Genomic DNA, 20012 nt, shown 5'->3' on the forward strand with positions numbered 1-20012 from the left:
CTTTTGAATATGATTAAAATGAAACTCTTAGTCCTAAAGTGTAAGTACGGACAATCGGATAGCTGCCAACACCTCCTGTTTCAGGGTCCACGCGTTTGTCCCCTTTCCAGAAGGTTAGTAAATTATTCCCGTTCATGTAAACCTGAAGATTAGAGATATGGGCTTCACTCAACCATTTTTTAGGGAATGTATATCCTATCTCCATGTTCTTTAATCGTATATACGAATAGTCGGAATAGCGATAAGTACTTTCCACTTTGTTGTATGTATTGTTCAAGTGTGTAGCAGGTCGCATAACACCCGATGAATTAGCTGTTTCCGGCGTCCATCGTTCCATGGATTTTGGTTGAACACGTATGTTTGAAGCTGGAAAATCCCACAGATATTGATCGAACTGTAACTTATATATATTGCGTGGCGAATAGAGCATTGCACTGAAGTTAAGTCCTTTCCAATTGAACCCGAAAGAAAATCCGATGGTAGTCAATGGGTAATTCAATTCGTCTACAACTACCTTGTCGTTTGAGTTGATTATCCCGTCTCCATTGAAGTCTATATAGATAAGGTCTCCCGGAATTACTTGTGATGCTGTAGTACCATTTATAGCTGTTTGTGCGTAATTGAACACATCGTCTATCGAACCATAATTACCGACCGCAATAAAACGGTTTTGATAATCAATCGGTTTACCTGCAGCTTTCAAGTGCTCATCCGCATTTCTAGGATCATCTTTATAGACAATCCGGTTTTCGCTGGCTGCAAAAGTTAAAGCTCCCCAGTAATTAAAATTACGTCCGATTTTGTCATTCCAGCGTAACTCTAATTCTAAACCATGATTTTTCGTTTCTCCTCGGTTGATAGCGTTAAAAGTAGCTCCTACAATGGAAGATGTGGTTTGTGGAGTCATTAGAATATCTTTACGATTCTCTTTAAATAAATCCAAAGTTAAATCTAACTTATTCCATAAGCCAATTTCTATTCCAAAGTTATGTTTAGTCGCTTTTTCCCATGTTGAAGTCAAGTTAGCAATATCTCCTTCTGTATAGAGCGGGCTATGTGTGACTCCTTGTGTATTTCCTAATTCAATACTTCCTAAAGAATTAAATAATTGGATGTAATTCCAACGTGCAGCAGCTGCATCACTACCGACTTTTCCGTATGAATATCTAAATTTTAGGTTAGTCAGCACATCTCCAACATGTTTCTTTATAAAAGGTTCTTCTGAAGCACGCCATCCCAAAGAATAGGAAGGGAACAGGCCGAAGCGTTGTCCTCGGGCAAATTTTTCCGAACCTGTATAAGAGATATTCATCTCTGCCAAATAACGTTCTTTCCAGTTATAAGTAACACGTCCCACCCATTCTTCACGATAACTTGGGAATTTGATAACTTTATCATCTTTTGAATCAGATACTTGACGGTTCATCAGAGCTAACGCTGTTACATTATGACTCCCGAATGAACGATTATATTCCACAGAGAATTCGTAATATAACTTACGATTATAACCATCCAAATTATCATAAGAAACGTTGGGAGGGAGTTCAATATCCTCATCATTTGGCCATCGTTTTTCCAAAATCATGGGGTAAGTGAGGGAACCATCTGCATTGACTGTCGGATTAGAATAATCATATTCGCGATGGTATTTAATAATACTGTTTCTGGATTCAAAATCATTGTTACCCCAAATTTCACCAGTCTTTATACTAGAACGAGTAGTGGAAGCAGAGGTGTATGAAACTTTAGCGGCAGCTTTTAGTCCTTTAGTTAGAAAGTCCAGTTTTTGTTCCAAACGAACATCATACCATCCTTGAAAGGTTTTATACAGTTGTGATCCATTTGTATTCATATTACAAACAGGATTATAGCCGGCAGTAGATCCATCTCCCCAATAGCCATCACTATACTTTATCGGGAAGGAATTGGTTGGTGCCGCAATGATTCTAGTGTACACATCATCAGCAAAATTGTCATTGCGGTATCCCATTTTCCCTGCAATATTTACTGATAAGGAAGTCGTTTTAGTTAAATTAAAATCTAAATTTGAACGCCAGTTATAACGGCGATAGTAGTTCCTTGGATCAAAATTCTCCTGTTTCTGTAAATCATAAATATCACCGTCATTTTGATAACCGATGGAGGCGAAGTAACGCATGAAATTGGTTCCTCCGCTGATATTCACATTATATTGTTGGGAAAAACCTGGTTTAACCAACTCATCCCACCAGTCTACTTGTGGAAAGACATCATTATAAGGGCCGTAGTTGCCTGTATCAAAAGCATTTGACCAAGCATTGATGACAGATTGTTTAATTTGTTGATTCCAGTTGTTGTCATTAGCTACAGCTTCATTATACATTTTCATAGATGTAACATAATCTGCCCATTCCATATTTGCAGTAGTCTGTTTAATACCAAAGCTTGTAGAAAAATTGATGTTTGGTTTCTTATCTTGTCCGCGTTTGGTTGTTAACAATATTACACCATTTGCACCTCGAACCCCATATACAGCTGTAGCAGAAGCGTCTTTTAGAATAGATATAGACTCGATTTCATTCATGTCAACATCGTTCATATCCCTTTCTATACCATCCACTAATACTAAAGGGTCAGAGTTTTGCCAGGAAGCCTTACCACGAATGTACATTTTGGTATCACTTGCTCCAGGCTTGCCTGACGTATTGATAGCTACCAAACCATTTAGTTTGCCTTGTAAAGCTTCTGATACAGAAGTAATATTACCTCCTTTCAACAATTCTTCTCCTTTAGTTTGGGTAATGGCGCCTACACTTGATACCTTTTTCTGAATACCATAACCTACTACCACTACTTCTTCTAGTTGCTTGCTGTCTTCTTCCAGAGAAATGATAGGCTCTTTTTTCAGATCATCCACTTTGATTTTCTTTTCTTGATAGCCGATATAAGAGATTTTGAGTACGGCATTAGCAGCTACAGATAGCGTAAACCGACCATCTATGTCAGAAATGGTACCATTCGAAGTGCCTTCAACAGTAATATTTACTCCTATTAAAGGTTCATTACTTTTTGCATCTACAATTTGCCCTTTAATGCTATGATTCTGTCCCCAAAGTAGAGGAGGAGAGAGTAGCAGAGCTAGAAAGAGTAGACACATCCACTTAAATTCCAAGTTTTGATGTTTCATAGTAATAACGTTAAAAAGTTGTGTGTATAAAAAACATTCTTATTTCTTTTTTTCTGTTTTGGGTAAGGTTCTACTATACAGCGTTTAGCCCATATTTTGTAAGCCTTTGTCATTTCAACTACTTTTTGCCATAGCATTATTGATGAACAATAATGCTATGGGCAAAATGAGATAATTTGATTTTATAGTAATATTCTTTAAAGATCTCATATGCATAAATTTGAAGTAAACGTCGTGCTAACTTTATTGATTATTCTGAACTTTATCCATTAATACCTTCATCCAGTATCCTCCGATCACCGAACGGGCTCTGAAGCCTACCCATCTACCGCTGTCTGTATGGTGCCAGTCGCTGATAGGTACACGAGAGACTGTTTCATTGATATATTTATAGACAGGATCAGAGAATTTCTGGAAAGTTTCCTTATCTGATGACATAGCTGCCGTCCACATGATCCAGTCGGATTTTGTGTATTCTTTACGAGAATCCAAAGGGAGTCCATAAGGATTCTGTTTTGTTAGATAATAATTGAGCTCTTTTCCAATTACATTATTAGGAAATAAATTCAGATTCCACAACTTATCCCAAACCATATTGTATTTTTGGCTCCAGGTATCTTTACGGTCAAAAGCCAGACGGTAATGATCTCCCTCATTCGCCATTTCTTCCCATTTCACCGCCATTTTCTTGGCTATAGCCGCATATTTGTCTGCTACATCATTCAATCCGAGCATCCGAGCAATTTCACTGTATCCGGCCACTCCCATGATCGCTTTCACGGAAAGATTGGCATTATGAGCCCAATGTCCGGCGAAGTCATCCGTGCAAAGTTGGTTTTCCGGGTCCTGTCCAGACTAAGTTTTTTTTAGTTATTTAGTTTATTATCAGATATGTATAGCTAACATGTCTTGTTTCTGTGTTGTAATTAGTTGGTTTTTCGAGTGTTTTTGTAGTCTATAAAAATGATTTATTTCTAGGATTTGGGGTATCCCAGATTGTTTCAACAAATTCTAATTTTAGAATAAAATATCAACAGTTCATGCATGATAAAGAAATAATATATCCCCAAATGTAGTTTCAGGGATCAAATAAGATGGAATAAAGACATGATATATTAGTGGCGGTTTAAAACAGACTAAAATGATTCCATCCATTCACTTGACCGACAGATGTTTTTATATCCTTATCTCCATTATAAATCGCGAAACATTGTTCCGTTGGAGTATTAGATAGTTTAGCCCATTTTGAAATACCTTTAAAGAAATCCGGTGAATAAGTTGCTCCTGATTTGATTTCATAGGCATACTGTTTCCCGCCAACCATTCTTAATAAGTCAACCTCATTGCCAGTACTATCACGCCAAAATGATAATCCCGGTTCAACACCTCTATTATAGGATTCTTTTACAAATTCATTGATGACAAGATTTTCAAACAATCCTCCACGTAAAAAATGAGTAGTTATTTGTTCTGCATTTTGTATGTCAAGTAAAGAACAGGCTAGCCCTGTATCATAAAAATATAACTTAGGAGTTTTTACCAATCGTTTGGCATAATTGTTATAATCAGGTTTCAGTAAATAACAGATATAACTTGCTTCTAATATAGATAACCAGTTAGTAGCTGCTGTGACAGAAATTCCACATTCATTTGCTAATGATGAAAGATTTAATAATTGCCCTATGCGACCTGCACATAATTTGAGGAATTTAATAAATTTACTTAGATCCCCAATATTACGTAATAATCTCACATCTCTTTCTACATATGTTTGTATATAGAAAGGATAATAATCATCCGGATTTATAGCTTTATCATAAATACGTGGATAAGCTCCCTTAAAAACTTCTTCATTTACACTGGATGGCAATATTTCTCCTTTTTCCATTTCATAATGCGAAAACGGTAGTAGCTTGAGTACTGCCGTACGTCCAGCTAATGATTGATTCACACTTTCCATTAATAAGAAGTTATGAGATCCGGCCAGCATATACATACCTTCTTTATTCTCTTTATCGGTATGCGTTTGGATATAAGAGAAAAGTGACGGAACTCTTTGAACTTCATCGATAATTGTTTTATCCGGGTAGGTGGAAAGAAATCCTCTCGGATCATCTGTAGCAAATAGTCTCATATCAGGATCTTCCAAAGACACATACTCATAGTCCTGAAAGGAATTCCTCAATAATGTTGATTTTCCAGATTGTCTAGGTCCTGTCAATGTAACAATCGGATATTTATTTGCCATTTCAATTAGCTTGGATTTCAGTATTCGTTCTATCATTGCTGCTCTTATTTTACTGTTTGCAAATTTAATCTTTAAAAGTGAATTTGCAAAACTTCTCTGTTTTTTAATTTAAAGTTCTCTATTTATATTAGATTATATTAGATCTTTTATAATCATATCTGCAGCATACTATAAGTAATTATAATTTAAGCAGCCTGTCATTGAGCTGGATTTAAACAATGGCAAGCTGCTTATTATTTATCTTATATTCAATAATATACCTTCTATCTGTTCTACGGAGCGTATCAAAGCTATTTTAGCATCAAAGAATTTCTTAAAAACAAGAACTTACATTCAACAACTGATTCGCATGAATAATTAAGGTTGCATTGCTTCATTTTAAACAGTGATGCTTATGACTAATTATTTTCTAGTGCTGTATTCAATCGGAGAACACCTTCCAAAAGAGAAGCTCCACTTGCTTGTGCGCCCATAGAAGCAATATTTCCAGTAAATATGGATCCCCAATAATAGTTACAATACATTTCCGGATAAGTTCCACGAGTCAAGTTTGCGCTCAACGTTTCTGCATTTTTTCGCAGGAAAAGAATCAGATTCTGCCTAAGTGTACTATTAGCAGCTTCATCCAATGCCAAATTGACTATATAAGGAATCAAAACAGCTTTAAAGATGCTTTGGTCCATAGACGGACCTTCATTACGCAAAATGCCATTAGTTAAGCACCTATCACTGGTTGTGACATAGCTAATTACTTTTTCTGCACATGTCAGATAATATTTTTCATTTGTAATATGATACAATTGCCTACTTGCTTCTCCATACGTACCTTGCGTATAGGTTAAAGGAGGTTCCTCTATTCTACCATCTCCCAATGTTAAGTAATTATTGTCGTAGGCAAATTTATGGAGTATTTTAGCATCTGATAAATACTTGTCTTCGTTGTATTTCTTATACAATTTGGTAGCAATCAAAGCACCGGGAGCATTGGTACATATATTCCGGCTTCGCCCATTAGAATTATTTTCATTATTCCAAGGAAGTCCAGTTCCTTTATCATCTGTCCATTTTCGTGTAATAATGTAAGTGTCATACAACCTCTTGGCTGTATCGGCAAACTTATTATCGTCTAACACTTCTGACATTCGCAATAAAGTCAGACCAATCCAACACATATCATCAGTATATGGATTTGAAAAGCCTGTAGGATCGTTGTTGTCGTGATGATAATTATTTCCATGATTTTGAAACCATCTTTCAAAATATTCTTTATATGTCGCAGCCAATATAGGATTATTATCTTTGATACGTTCATAAGAATACAATACCACATCAATAGCATGAGCCTGTTGCCAATAAATATAAGTATTAGCCGAATTTCCAGATATATTTTGGGGGGATACCCAAAACGTTCCTTTCGTTTTATCCATAAACTGTTCAATAAGTACATACGTACAACTATCTGCCAAAGGTACTCCCTTATTCGATGGAATAGCAGTAATGGTAACTCTTTCTGATTTTCTTCCGTAGTTATCCACCACAACAACAGATATGAAATAAGGCTCTGCGGATGTCAACCGGAGTAAATACCCTTCTCCTTTCTGAATCGTATTCACTCTTTTTTCGTCATTGGAACCTTTCTGCTTATAATAGATCTCTACCCCTAGCATATTGGTCACAGTAATCGGATTCGTCCATGTTAGATAAAGTTCATTGGGATTTTGTGTAATCTTAGCCTTCAAATTCGTCACTGGTGTAATAGTTATTTGCGAAGTATCGGTGCTACCCTCTATTGTATTGGTATCCTGTTCATTTGTTTCCCCACAGGCAATACATGAAAATATAAAAATTAAAAACAATACATATTTATTCATTGCGATTAATAATAAACGACTGAAATGCTATGGATATTTACAAATATCCATAGCATTTACAATCCCCATTTATAGTTTATTTATTCTTTGACCAACCTTTAATTTCCTTCTTCCCATTCGATAGCTTGGTCTTCATCCGGAATTTGAGTATTGATTTGACGTTCTAATGTCAACGAACCCATTACATGAAATTCAGTTTCGACACCGGGAATCGTTGTATAGTCTTTGAACGTATAGTTGATATTATTGATAATAATGGTTCGGTGCATTAAGTAGGGACGGATAGCGTCCATTGACTCCGTGATACTGTAAGAAGCAGTGATCTCATTATTAAAATCATCTTTACCGAGCGCAAACTGCATTTTATTATTTGGATCTGCCGGAGAAAGCGTTACTGTTCCATTATTGTTGAATTTTGCTTTAATCCGATACCCTTTCCTGTCTTGACGAGTTTCATCAAATAAACCTGCATAGAAGAATAACGTTTCATCGTCAACTACATACATCATGACATAATTTTTCACGTATGGTGCATCTGTTTCTGAACCATTCAAATATGTTTTGTAATTTACAGCACTATAATTTCCTGAATAATCATTGAATGGCATCACACGAAGCAATGCCTTCCGATAGTGCTTTCGATAGTTTGGGGTATAGTTTCCATCAGGTGATTCTTCGATAGTCAATGGTAATACCCATTTGTCTGATAAGTCGATGCCCTCCATTGAAAAGTCGATAGGCATTAATGCTACATCTTGCCCGGCATTGATCTGCACCGTTTCTGAATGAGAGTAGAATTTTTTTGGCAATACTTGATAGTACAAGTCGGTACGATTATTGAAGCGTTCTTGGTTTAGTACTTTTAAGGTATCTGTATCCAAACCAACATGTACTGTAATGTTACGTTCATTGGTGGTAGATCCGCTCACAATGATTGGTAACTGAAATGTCGTCTTTTCATTACCAGATCTATAGCGTACATTGATTCGAGACACACCATCACTGTTAATGGGAGCTTTAAATGATATATAATGTGTAAACTGTTCATTTTCCCATTCATCATTGCACGAACTACATAAGCCGGCTATGGGTAACAGATATAATAAGATATTTTTCAGTTTCATATTCTAGTTTTTTTAGATTAATCATTGTAGGTCCATCCCGGGTTTTGGGTCAGAAGTTTATTTCGTTTCAGTTCACTGTGCTTGATGGGCCAAAAATACATTTTCGGTGAGAAAGTAGCAGAAAGATTTGATATAGGAACCGGTGTGTGGAACAGGTCTTTATTGGCATTACTCATAAATGTATAACAACCGTAAACAGGCATTGCTTCCTCTACTTCCGCATCTTTCCAGCGTCGAAGATCATAGTAGCGTTTTCCTTCAGCAAAGAGCTCAATCTGACGTTCGCGTTTTAGTTTGATGCGAAATTTAATCGGGTTACTATATGTATCTGCATCATAATCGGGCACCCCGGCACGCATGCGTATTGGTTTTATACCTGTACGCATATCTTCTACGTTGCGGCTGATTGTGTAAGTGATGGAGCCATCCCAAGAAGGAACTTCATAACTAGCAGTCAATTCATTCAAAGCTTCTGCATACATCAGCAGGATATCAGCATATCGAATAGCTGGTTCATCTTTATCTTTTACCTTGGCTGCATCGCTATTATAATAGGTGTCATCAGGATGCACATACTTAGCTACCCCAATGCCGGTGCGCAACCAGAACATACTATTTGCATAACCATTTCCATCTCCGCGATAATAGAATACTTGTTGATCTTGATTCTGAACTTCTGGTTCATTACCTAGATGCCAGTACATACCGTTATAAGCAATGGACGCATAGAAACGTGGTTCACGTTCAGCATATTGCAAAGATACTCCATTTGGAAGCGGTTTGTGATCTGTATTATTTGTTGTATAACCAGTTGTGCGAGGGCGATTATCTATGCGTCCTTGATAAGCTGGAGTGCCTGCATATTCAGAGTTCATTCCCGGACAGTCAGTGCCATCGCTCATATAATAGGCATCTACCTGTTTCATGGTGGCACCGTGCGTATTCCATCCTTTAGCTACAGTGGGCAATTGATGAATGACCATATCTTTGATGCGTTCACCGGAAATATTCTTTCCACGAGTAAAAATCAATTCCGGATTGTCCATAGCAGTTACCTGTCCGTTGAATAGAGAACGATAAGATTCGAACGGATCAATATTCTGCCAACCTTCGGGAAAATTTTTATAACTATATTCCGGGTGAATCGGAGGAGCGATGGTAGCAGGAAAAGCAATAGAATGAGTCGACCGGAAATCGGCTGTATAAATATGGTAAACGCCTAGTCCCATTACATCTTTGCAAGCAGCTGCTGCTTTAGCCCATTTACTGTTGTCGTATACAGGATTTAATAAACGTTTCCCGTCACGGTTGGTCATTTGCTGTGCATACGCATCATCGTTGCCATTCATTAGCGGACTTGCAGCATAAAGCATTGCCAAAGCACGGGTAGCTAAGGCGGCACCGCGAGTAGGACGGGTAATGGAAAGCTGGTCTCTTTTCAAAGGTAAACCCTGTGCTGCCAAGACCATCTCTTTAGCGATATAATCTACACATTCATCGTATGTATTGCGGGGAAGTTCCAAATCTTCGTATGACTGATTGTAATCAAAACCCTCATCTGGAACCAGTGGAATAGGACCATACTTCCGGAGTAACAACCAATAGTAATAGGCACGAACAAAGCGGGCTTGTGCTTTGAGGTCAATGATTTCCTCCGCACTATGCTCAATGCTCATATCTGCATACTGGATGAAAATAGAAGCCTGTCGAATACCATTATAACAACGGTTCCAAGTATCTTGGAAAGTGTTTTCATCGTATGCTCCTTCACGGAATTTATTATAAGATAAAGCACCGCCTTTGGTTGCATCCACTGTAACATCATCATCGCCATAATACATGCAATCATCAAACACAAAAGGTGTATTACGTTTACTTGCAACATCACAACATTGTCCCAACAAATAGGTATACGCCTGTGCCAACCATTGTTCTGTTTTTTTATAGTCGGTAAAAACTTTATCAATTGTTTCTCTATCCTCAAAAATGTAATCAGAATCCAAATAATCGGAACAAGAAGTGGAACTGATCGCAAAAATTGCGACTAATAGTATATATATTTTTTTCATATCATTAATCATTTATAAGTTAACGCTCAAACCTAACGTTACGGATTTGGACAATGGATATTTCTCTCCATTATTGCTACCCATCTCCGGGTCCCAGAGTTTGAAACTAGACCATGTAAGTAAATTGGTTCCAGTCAAGAAAATACGTACATTATTAAAATGTATTTTGTTAACCAGTGCTTTGGGAAGTGTGTAGCCAATATCAACCGTTTTCAGACGTACGTAGGAACCGTCACGCAACCAGTAAGTAGAGTTGCGGTAGTTATTAGTATAAGCATAAATCGTTGTATTTCCATTTCCTTGGTCCGTGTAACTTAGGCGGGGGAAAGTAGCATTGGGATCCTCGTTGGCTGCAATACCTAATTTCTCGGCAGTATCCGCATCTACCCAGCGATTGTCCAAAGTTCCTTTAATAATATTACCCCATTGCCCTTCGCTGAAAGCTCTGATACATTTCCCGGACAAGAAAAACTGCGACTTGCCCGCGCCTTGAAAATGCAAATTGACATCAAGTCCTTTCCATTTAACAGAAAGCCCAAGACCATAAATCAGATTCGGACGATTAGTAGCTCCTACTGCTACAATATCGTTGTCATCCACTACACCATCACCATTTACATCTTTGTATTTAATATCACCGGGCATTACAGGACCATACTTTTGAGTAGGACTATTGCGAATATCATCGTAATCCTTGAACAGTCCTAATGCAATCAATCCTTTATTCTGGTTCACTCGATAGCCCTTTTGCATTTGATAGGGATATACATTGTTAGCTTCGTCTCTTTCAATAATCTCATTTTTGCTGTAAGTCATATTACCACGTACTGTCAAACTTACCTGATTGAACCTCTGTTTGAAAGAGAAATTGCCATCGAATCCCTTGGAATTTACTTTACCGACATTTGCAAAAGGACTCTTTCCTTGCAGGCCAATCATGCCAGGCAAATACTGGCGTTGCATGAAAATTCCGCTACGACTTTCATCAAAGTAATCAACTGTCAATTTGAATTTATCATCAAACAAAGCCAAATCTACTCCCAGGTCTTTCTTCGTTGCCACTTCCCAACTAACTTGGTCGGAAGCTAGTTCTGTGTAAGTTAATCCTGTGAATCCATAAGAACTACCGTAGTTTGCCCAATCATAACTATTGCCTTCGCCAATTGCGTACAGATAAGGGAAACGTACATCTGCATTGTTATGACGAATCTTATCATTACCTACTTTACCATAAGAGAAACGCACTTTGAACATACCCATCCATTTCCAATTCTTTTTGATAAATGATTCTTCTGCAATGTTCCATGCTAAAGAGTATGCTGGGAAGAAACCGAAGCGATGTCCTTTTGCGAAATTCTCCGAACCATTATAGCCGAAGTTGAAATCTACGAAATATCGATAGTTCCAGTTATACGCAATTCGCCCTGCCAATCCTTGATTACGTCTGTTGACACCATTTTTCAGATCATCACCTAAGTCTTGTGTTTTGATGTACGAGTCCTGTGTGTATTTCAACGTAGCATTGAGATGATGTGCCTTAAAACCGCGTTCCCAATTAAGCATCATATCTAAAAATTCACGACGGTTACCGCTAGAACCACTTTCTTGATGCATATTGCTACTGTCCGAAATTTTCTTGAATACCAAATTTCCATTTTCATCGCGTGAACGTTCGGCACTCCATTGCTCAGGCCATTTACGACGATTGATGTGATTGTTATTATAGGTATCATAGCCGAAGCGTCCAACAAATTTCAGACCTTTGGTGATAAACTTCAAATTCTGTTCCAACGTAATATTTGTCTGAATCACATTTTCCCAGTTTTCATTGAATCCAGTCTGTGTAGCTGCTACCCATGGGTTTGTTTTGTTGCCTGTACCTACTGCCGGAACACGACCGTTGGAATAAAGTAAAGGAGTACGAATGGCGGTATAGCCAAAAAGTTCACCCCATACATCTGCATCACCCAGTCCCGGACTGTTTCTCTTAGATAACCAACCGGATACACCTAACTTTAATAGTGTAGTTTTCGTGATATCAATATCTGTATTCAGACGATAGTTGTAACGACGATAGTTTGCATTAGTGTTGTAATCGTCTTTCAACGCTTTATCAGTGTTGTACATGCCTTCTTCATCAAGGTAACTAATAGAGGCGTAATACCGTGCAGTAGAACCACCACCGCTTAAATTCAGGTTAACGCGGTGTTGCCATGAGCCTTTCCTCAACAATAAATCCATCCAATCCACATTCGGATAGAGATCTGGGTCTAATCCGTTTTTTAGAATCTCCAGTTCCTCCGGTTGATATACAGGTTCATAATTGCGTGTAATTCGTGACTCATTCAATAGGTTTGCATACGAAATCCCGTCTTCAAATTCAGGTGTAATAGTGCGCATGTTGTAGGTGGTTTGTGCCTTTATGTCGATCTTGATTTTTCCGGATTTACCATGTTTAGTGTTAATCAATACAACGCCATTAGCTCCTTTAGAACCGTATATTGCAGTAGCGGAAGCATCTTTCAAGATAGAAAAGTCTTGAATATCCTCAATGTTGATTTCATCCATGCTACGTTCGAACCCATCTACCAAAATATAAGCACCGGTTCCAGCTCCAAATGTGGAAATACCGCGAATCCAGAATTCTGAAACATTTTGTCCTGGTTGACCGGAAGTCTGGCGGGCTAATACACCTGCAACGTTACCTGCCAAAGCATTAACAACACTAGACGACGGATTAGCCATCAGATGTTCCATGTCTACTGTAGTGATGGCACCGGTTTGTACCAATTTACGTTGTGCACCGGTACCTGTGATTACAACCTCATCAATAGTAGTAGCTACATCTTCTTCCATTTTTATATTGACCGAACGCTGTTCCTTAATCAATACTTCTTGTGTCTTATATCCAATATATGAGAAGACCAGTCGGTTATAAGGTTCTACTTTAATGGTATATTTCCCGTTGATATCAGTAATGGCTCCTAATCCGGGAACATCCTTGACGATAATATTCACACCAATAAGCGGTTCCTTATTACTGTCAGAAACAATACCCGATACAGTAACAGTTTTCTGAGCCATTGTGTCGGTTACTACACATAGCAACAGTATACATAAAATTGTTATTTTTTTCATTTTTATACGGTGTTTATTCATTAATATCTTCTTCAGGCACATCTTCTTCAAGGCCAATCTTTCTGATTCGATAGTTGTTGGCGTCTCCCACATATATCGTATTATCACGCTCATCCCACGCAATTCCTTTAGGCCGGTTAAAACGTGCATCTTCTCGTAAGCGGCCATTTGCATACCCCCATGGGTTTGAATTCAAACTAGCGCTACCACGTCCGGCATAGGTAGTCACTTGACCCAAAGGAGACAAGATACGAATGGCATGATTATGCCTGTCTGTCAAATAGAAGTCATATTCATCCGAATTTCCGGCATATTCTGGGTTCTTTACAAATACACCAGAGTAGGGATTACCGAATCGAGCCTGATTACCGACCCCATCCTGATAAACATAAGTGTCTTTGTTACTATTAACACCTGCAATGACATAGGGAGCGGTAAAGGTTTCCCCATTGAAATCTGAGCGAAGAATATAATTGCGATTGATGACCATGAAATAAGCATATTTACCAGTTGGATGAATCATAATATTGAACTCCCATTCTTTGTCTTGCACTTTTAATATTGTTTGAGCGGCATCATCTGCTGTACCAGGTCTGACAGGGGTTGTTCTCTTTCCTGTTGCAAATTCCTCTATAACATATTTCTTTACCCGATAAAGCAGACTGTTCTGGTAATTGGAGAAGTAGAGGTCGCCAGTAGTAGGATGTATTGCAGCAGCTTGGCATCCTTGGTTCTGTGCGATCACCCTTCCATTGCCCCACGTGAACCCACACGGCTTCGTTCCTCCTTCAATTCGATCGAACATCATAACAGCCGTACTATTAACATTTCCTTGCGCTAATCCTACAATCATGTGATATTTTCCATTGTCATCTTTATAGAAATCAATGGTTCGGCAACGCTGTGAGCCTACAAATGAGTTCTTGGGAATCATTGTATAGACCTGCTTGTTTGTGAAGTCAAAACAACGAATACCTTGTCCTACACCTTCAGCGTCTCCTGCGTCTTCTGCATCATATAACAAATTATGGTCCTCCGGGTCCCAAGTCATAAAACAGGGATTCGTAATGGAGCCACAATCATTAAACGGACCATCTTTTGCTGAATTGGAACCTTGCTCACTAGTTGCACCACACAAGGAACTTACCACCACTTGGCGTTGATATTCAAACTTAACTTCGGCTACCTCGGCTGAATAGATTTCTTCTCCTTGTTTGATAGTTACTTGGATTTCACCCGAATAAGCCTTCGTTGGTACAATACAATATATGACAGTTGATTGTACGTTGACCACAGGCGCCTTCTGTCCGCCGATAGTGACTTCTATCAGAGACGGGTCATTGCCGAAGTTTTCTCCATAAATAAGAATCTTCTGACCTGCAGCACCATTAGTCGGACTGATTTCCTTGACACTAATAGGAAGCTGCGGATTAAAGGGACTGCCACCACTTCCTTGAGCCGGAGTGACTTCTTTTCCATTATCGCAACTCTGTAATAGAAAAGTGGTCAATGTAAACATTGCCCATAAAATGCCCAAACAGGCTTTCATTACTTTTTGTTTCATAATAAATTAGATTAAATATGTTAATAAAATCGCATAAGCAATAAGTGTTACTTGTTTTTCTGTATAGGATATTTATTTCTGAAAGTAGGGTGCCACTTCCAAGATGGAAGGTGCGTTACTCTTGACGGAAGGCCATCCATCGTTACTCCAAATCAGTTTATCCATTAAAACATATCTTCCGTTTTCGGCTTCTTTCTTCTTGTAACCGTGGTAGATGATCCAGTCAGTTCCTACATCATCCTGAACCAGAATGGAGTTATGTCCAGGTCCTGCCCAGGTTTCATTGCCACTCATAATGATTTCACAATAATCATACAACATATCCCTTCCTGTCTTATCTAAATAAGGTCCAAGCACATTCTTTGAACGCCCTACCACAGTTTGATATGTACTGGTTGCTCCATTACAACAAGTTCCTATGGAAGCAAACAAGTAATAATATTCTCCACGTTTGTATATGTTGGTCCCTTCAAAACGATTTCCACAAATACGCTTCTTCAGGACTGGGGTTCCATCCGTTTTTTTCTTTATTTCCAGACCATTATCCGTGAGTTCTGTAGCATAGATACCCCGAAAACTTCCCCAAAACATATATTTTTTGCCATTGTCTTCATAAAAGAACTGGTCAATAGAATTTTGTACCCCAATCACTTTCGAGTCGATCAAACACCCTTTGTCTATAAATGGTCCTAGAGGAGAGTCTGACACAGCAACTCCTACATTACTTCTCCACTCATCTCCCCATATAGCCCATGAATAATAAAGCACATAATGATTATTGAAATAACGTATCTCTGGTGCCCAAATATTGTGGTCGCCACCCCAAGTGGGGCGAGTAGCATCCGTGAAAGCTGTACCCTTATACTCCCAATTCACCAAATCTTTGGAACGATAAATAGGAACATTTCGAGTATTCTCTGTTCCATAGAGATAGAAATAACCATCTTGGGCACGAATTACTGTAGGATCTGGTGCGCTAAAAGCAATAATCGGATTGCAATAACCACGCACTAATGTCAATATCCGGACAGACTTATCTATTAACACTGTTTCGCTATCAGCATTCGTTAGACACAGAGGAAGTAGATAGTACGTAGGATGTAGTTTGGTTGATTGAATAGTTAATTTCGTAGAAGCTTGATTATTCCCTGCAGAATAAGTCAATCCACCAAGAGTATACGAGTCATCAGGTAGCAGCTCATAAGATGTTCCATGAGCTGCATTATAATCATTTACCAACTGTACAGCCTCTGGTGCAACACTTAACGTACAATGAAATGTACTCTGGTTTGTGCCACTAAAATCATAATAAGATTTAATGTCTACTTCTACTTTTTCTTGGTTTAATAGTATTTCTCCGCTAATACTCTCCAACTTGACAATAGCTGCTTGGACATCTATCGTAAGAAGTAAATTTCTTTTGTTTTCTTGAGCGCTAACCGATGCACTTTCTAACCGAAGAGGGAGTACATAATTAGTTTTTTCCCTCTTCCATCTTGAGAAGATTTCAGAGGAATGAAATTGAATTTCTATACTTTTTTGTTTCTCATTCGCTTTCAGTGTTAACATTTCCTCTAGCTGATAAAGATCTTCTGGAAGCAGTTGAAAGTTTGTTCCATTGTTAGAATTATAAGCTTTCAATTCACTGTCACTCCAAGTTTTCAATCGAACAGATATCTCTCCATTCAAAAGGGTACTCTTGCAAACAAGCACATTGTATGAAACGAAATTCTGGTCGGGCACTAGATTCAAATTCTGGAATCCATTCTGTTGTAAATACACAGATACATTAGTCTCATCTCCTTCTTTTCCATTCGACTCTTCATTATTATCGCTTGTCGAACAGGAAAACCAGAATAGTGTGCTCAATAGCATTACTAGATTCCATCGAAGAATTGATACAGTAGATAAGTTACACATAATATCACTCCCTAATAGAAAATTACTTGCTACCACTTAATTTATTCATTAACACTTGCATCCAGTATCCTCCAATCACGGAGCGTGCTCTGAAGCCAACCCACTTACCACTATCAGTATGATGCCAGTCACTGATAGGTACACGAGATACTGTCTCGTTAATATATTTATAGACAGGATCAGAAAATTTCTGGAAAGTTTCTTTGTCTGATGACATAGCTGCCGTCCACATGATCCAATCGGATTTGGTATATTCTTTGCGGGAATCCAAAGGAAGTCCGTAAAGATTCTGTTTAGTCAGGTAATAATTGAGCTCTTTTTCGATTACATTGTTAGGGAATAGGTTCAAATTCCACAACTTATCCCACACCATATTATACTTTTGGCTCCAAGTGTTCTTACGGTCAAAAGCCAAACGGTAGTGATCGCCTTCATTTGCCATTTTTTCCCATTTCATCGCCATTTCTTGGGCTATTAAAGCATATTTGTCTGCTACATCATTCAATCCGAGCATACGAGCCATTTCGCTGTATCCAGCTACCCCCATGATAGCTTTTACAGAAAGATTGGCATTGTGGGCCCAATGGCCTGCAAAATCATCTGTACAAAGTTGATTCTCTGGGTCCTGTCCAAACTAAATTACTATTTATTAATCATTTGAAATACAGATAATTATCTTTGGTCTGTATTGTCTTTGTGTTGTTATGGCTATTAAATGAAGTACAAAATTCTAACTTATGAGCAGACTTTTAATAAATAAAAAGTTAATGGATAAATGTAGTGGTAGTCTAAGATGAGAAATGGACTAATCTGAAAAAATGAATATTTTTCCTCTCTCTTTTTCCATTTATCCATGTAATTTCTTTTATGACATAAAAACTAGCAGCATTTTAAGATATTAAAAATCAAATAGATTGAATAATTGCTCTTGTTGAATAAATTCGACGTAAATAAAGCCTTCTGGAATGATTTATCTATCTTTTTATGCTATTTTGCAGAGAAATGTTATTGTGTGATAGCTTAAGGTAATAAGGAAAGTAGATGTTAGAACCCCATTCAGGAGTCCATAGTGTGGTTTATTTTAAACCAATAAGTAGTTTCTTTTAAAGGTAGGAGATGTTCCTTTTAAACCAACGACTTGTTTCATTATATCAAAACATCTTTTTGATAGTAGGAAAAAGTACATATTTATAAAGAATTATGCTATATATATTCAATAAAAGGAATATATATGATGTAAATGTGACTTTCTTTTTTCTATTTAGCAATTCAATAGAATCTTAATTCTTCTGCATACATGAAAAATGGAACATAATTTGAAATAACTAAGATAAAATCTTTCAATCTTTACCTGGCAAGTTTAGCTCGAAGTTCTTTTAGTCTTTTTGCAGCCTGTAGATTATCCACCTTTATATATCTCATGAATGCAGATGGACTCTTATGCCCGGATATGCGCATAAGTTCTCCGGCAGGAAAGCCGGATAAATACATATTTGTGCAAAACGATCGTCGGCAAGTATGAGAAGAGATCATCTCCCATTTTTCATAGACTCTCTTTTCCCGTTCTTTCCCTTTCTTGCGAACAACTTCGATCTTCTGTTTTAGTTTTGCCCTTCGCCCTAATTCTTTAACCCTTTCGTTGAATATATATCTAGGAATTTTAGGTAAATCATAGTTGTACTTCTTGAGTATTTCCGGTACATAATCGATCATAGGGATTATGACAGCTTTATGCACTTTTCTCTGTTTGAGATTTATAATCTCATTATCTAAGTCAATATGTTCGGGACTTAATGTTGAGAGATCACTATATCGTAGTCCTGTAAAACACCCAGTAATAAAAACATCTCTAATCTCTTCCAATTGCTTATCATCTGACAAGTCTAACTCGTGTATTGTTGAAAGTTCCTTTTCACTTAAATAAATAGCATCAGTTTCTTCTTCTACGACCTTAAAATGCTTCAAGTCAATTGGAGGAATAACTCCTTTATCTATTTGATAATTAACAAACCCTTTTAACAAACGTACAATTTTTCCTGCAGAATTAGTGAGTAAGCCAACACTCCCATCGGGCTTTATAACCTTATAAAATAAATAGTCCATGAATTCATTATAAAATATAAGATTCAGGTTATGAAAAGTAATTGGTTGCGATGAATGTTCTTTGAAAGCAATCAGATGTTTGCGAAGTGTTCGGTAGTCTTTTATTTGGTCTGCAGAAACAACAGGAGCCTTTTCTGTAATATATCTTTCTAATGCGTCAAATATATCTACCCGATTAGGACGTAACTCATATTCTCTATTCTTTTTTAATTCAAGTAAAACAAAATCTACGGTTGGACTTATTCCGTTAATCTTAGCATATGTAAGGATTTCTCCAAGCTTAGACGTTATTCTAATCAGGCAGGCATCAATCTCATCATAGTTTGGACAAGCGCGCTTAATCCATCTCTTTTTAGAATCCCAGTGTTCCGGTTTAATACTGTATCCGGTAGAGATGAGCGTACGCTTAGTTCGATTGTAGTTATATCGAACATAAAGGACAGTAGTCCCTTCTCGAGTGACGTACCTAGGTTTAATATATGGAGTATATTTTGCGATAGTAAAATCTGTATTGCTTTCGTATTGCAAAGTTACAAAAGCTATCCGAAATGAGCAATATCTCATCGTTAAAAGCTAGAACCTCCAAAAACATTGTACTATCTTAAAAAAAGTGGATAAATATTGCTCAAAAAGGAAAAAAACTACTCAAATCACACTGTAGGAGACTAATGTTACACTTTAAAAACATTCGAAACATGAAAAAAGAATAGATTTTGTCCTTTCTTGAACACAGATTTTCCTAATCTTTAGCATTAATTCCATTATTTTGTAGCGTTACAAATAAAATGCTATGGAAAAACAAATGGATT

General features: G+C 37.6%; 9 protein-coding genes and 2 pseudogenes. All 11 read right to left on the bottom strand.

Annotated features, from left to right (window positions below; genetic code table 11):
• Positions 1–13: 13 nt before the first annotated feature.
• Positions 14–3166 carry a SusC/RagA family TonB-linked outer membrane protein gene (locus tag HMPREF9009_RS05515; RefSeq protein ID WP_049701663.1) on the bottom strand — a complete coding sequence of 1051 codons (3153 nt, stop codon included), beginning with the start codon at positions 3164–3166 and terminating at the stop codon, positions 14–16.
• Positions 3167–3409: 243 nt separating this feature from the next.
• Positions 3410–4018, bottom strand: a pseudogene (locus tag HMPREF9009_RS05520) (glutaminase domain-containing protein); the annotation flags it as partial.
• A gap of 274 nt (positions 4019–4292) precedes the next feature.
• Entirely contained in the window at positions 4293–5450 is a 1158-nt protein-coding gene (locus HMPREF9009_RS05525) for an ATP-binding protein (protein ID WP_049701665.1), read from the bottom strand.
• A gap of 362 nt (positions 5451–5812) precedes the next feature.
• The gene (locus HMPREF9009_RS05530) at positions 5813–7285 is read right to left on the bottom strand and encodes a glycoside hydrolase family 76 protein (protein WP_049701666.1); all 1473 of its coding nucleotides are present in this window, start codon (positions 7283–7285) and stop codon (positions 5813–5815) included.
• A 98-nt stretch (positions 7286–7383) separates the two neighbouring features.
• Complete coding sequence (locus HMPREF9009_RS05535; RefSeq protein ID WP_008024164.1) at positions 7384–8409, bottom strand: DUF4973 domain-containing protein; 1026 nt, start codon at positions 8407–8409, stop codon at positions 7384–7386.
• A 17-nt stretch (positions 8410–8426) separates the two neighbouring features.
• Positions 8427–10478 (bottom strand): RagB/SusD family nutrient uptake outer membrane protein, encoded by a 2052-nt coding sequence (locus HMPREF9009_RS05540; protein WP_049702260.1) that lies wholly within the window; start codon positions 10476–10478, stop codon positions 8427–8429.
• Between the two features lie 12 nt (positions 10479–10490).
• Positions 10491–13616: a SusC/RagA family TonB-linked outer membrane protein gene (locus HMPREF9009_RS05545; protein WP_008024168.1), complete on the bottom strand. Its 3126-nt coding sequence runs from the start codon at positions 13614–13616 to the stop codon at positions 10491–10493.
• Between the two features lie 13 nt (positions 13617–13629).
• On the bottom strand, positions 13630–15180 hold the full coding sequence (locus tag HMPREF9009_RS05550; RefSeq protein ID WP_008024170.1) for an IPT/TIG domain-containing protein: 1551 nt from the start codon (positions 15178–15180) through the stop codon (positions 13630–13632).
• A 72-nt stretch (positions 15181–15252) separates the two neighbouring features.
• Entirely contained in the window at positions 15253–17055 is a 1803-nt protein-coding gene (locus HMPREF9009_RS24805) for a family 43 glycosylhydrolase (RefSeq protein ID WP_232313582.1), read from the bottom strand.
• A gap of 67 nt (positions 17056–17122) precedes the next feature.
• Positions 17123–17734 (bottom strand): annotated as a pseudogene (locus HMPREF9009_RS05560) (glutaminase domain-containing protein); the annotation flags it as partial.
• Positions 17735–18447: 713 nt separating this feature from the next.
• Positions 18448–19731 carry a site-specific integrase gene (locus HMPREF9009_RS05565; protein ID WP_008024175.1) on the bottom strand — a complete coding sequence of 428 codons (1284 nt, stop codon included), beginning with the start codon at positions 19729–19731 and terminating at the stop codon, positions 18448–18450.
• Positions 19732–20012 lie beyond the last annotated feature (281 nt).

It is taken from the genome of Bacteroides sp. 3_1_13 (assembly GCF_001185845.1).
Classification (GTDB): Bacteria; Bacteroidota; Bacteroidia; order Bacteroidales; family Bacteroidaceae; genus Bacteroides; species Bacteroides xylanisolvens.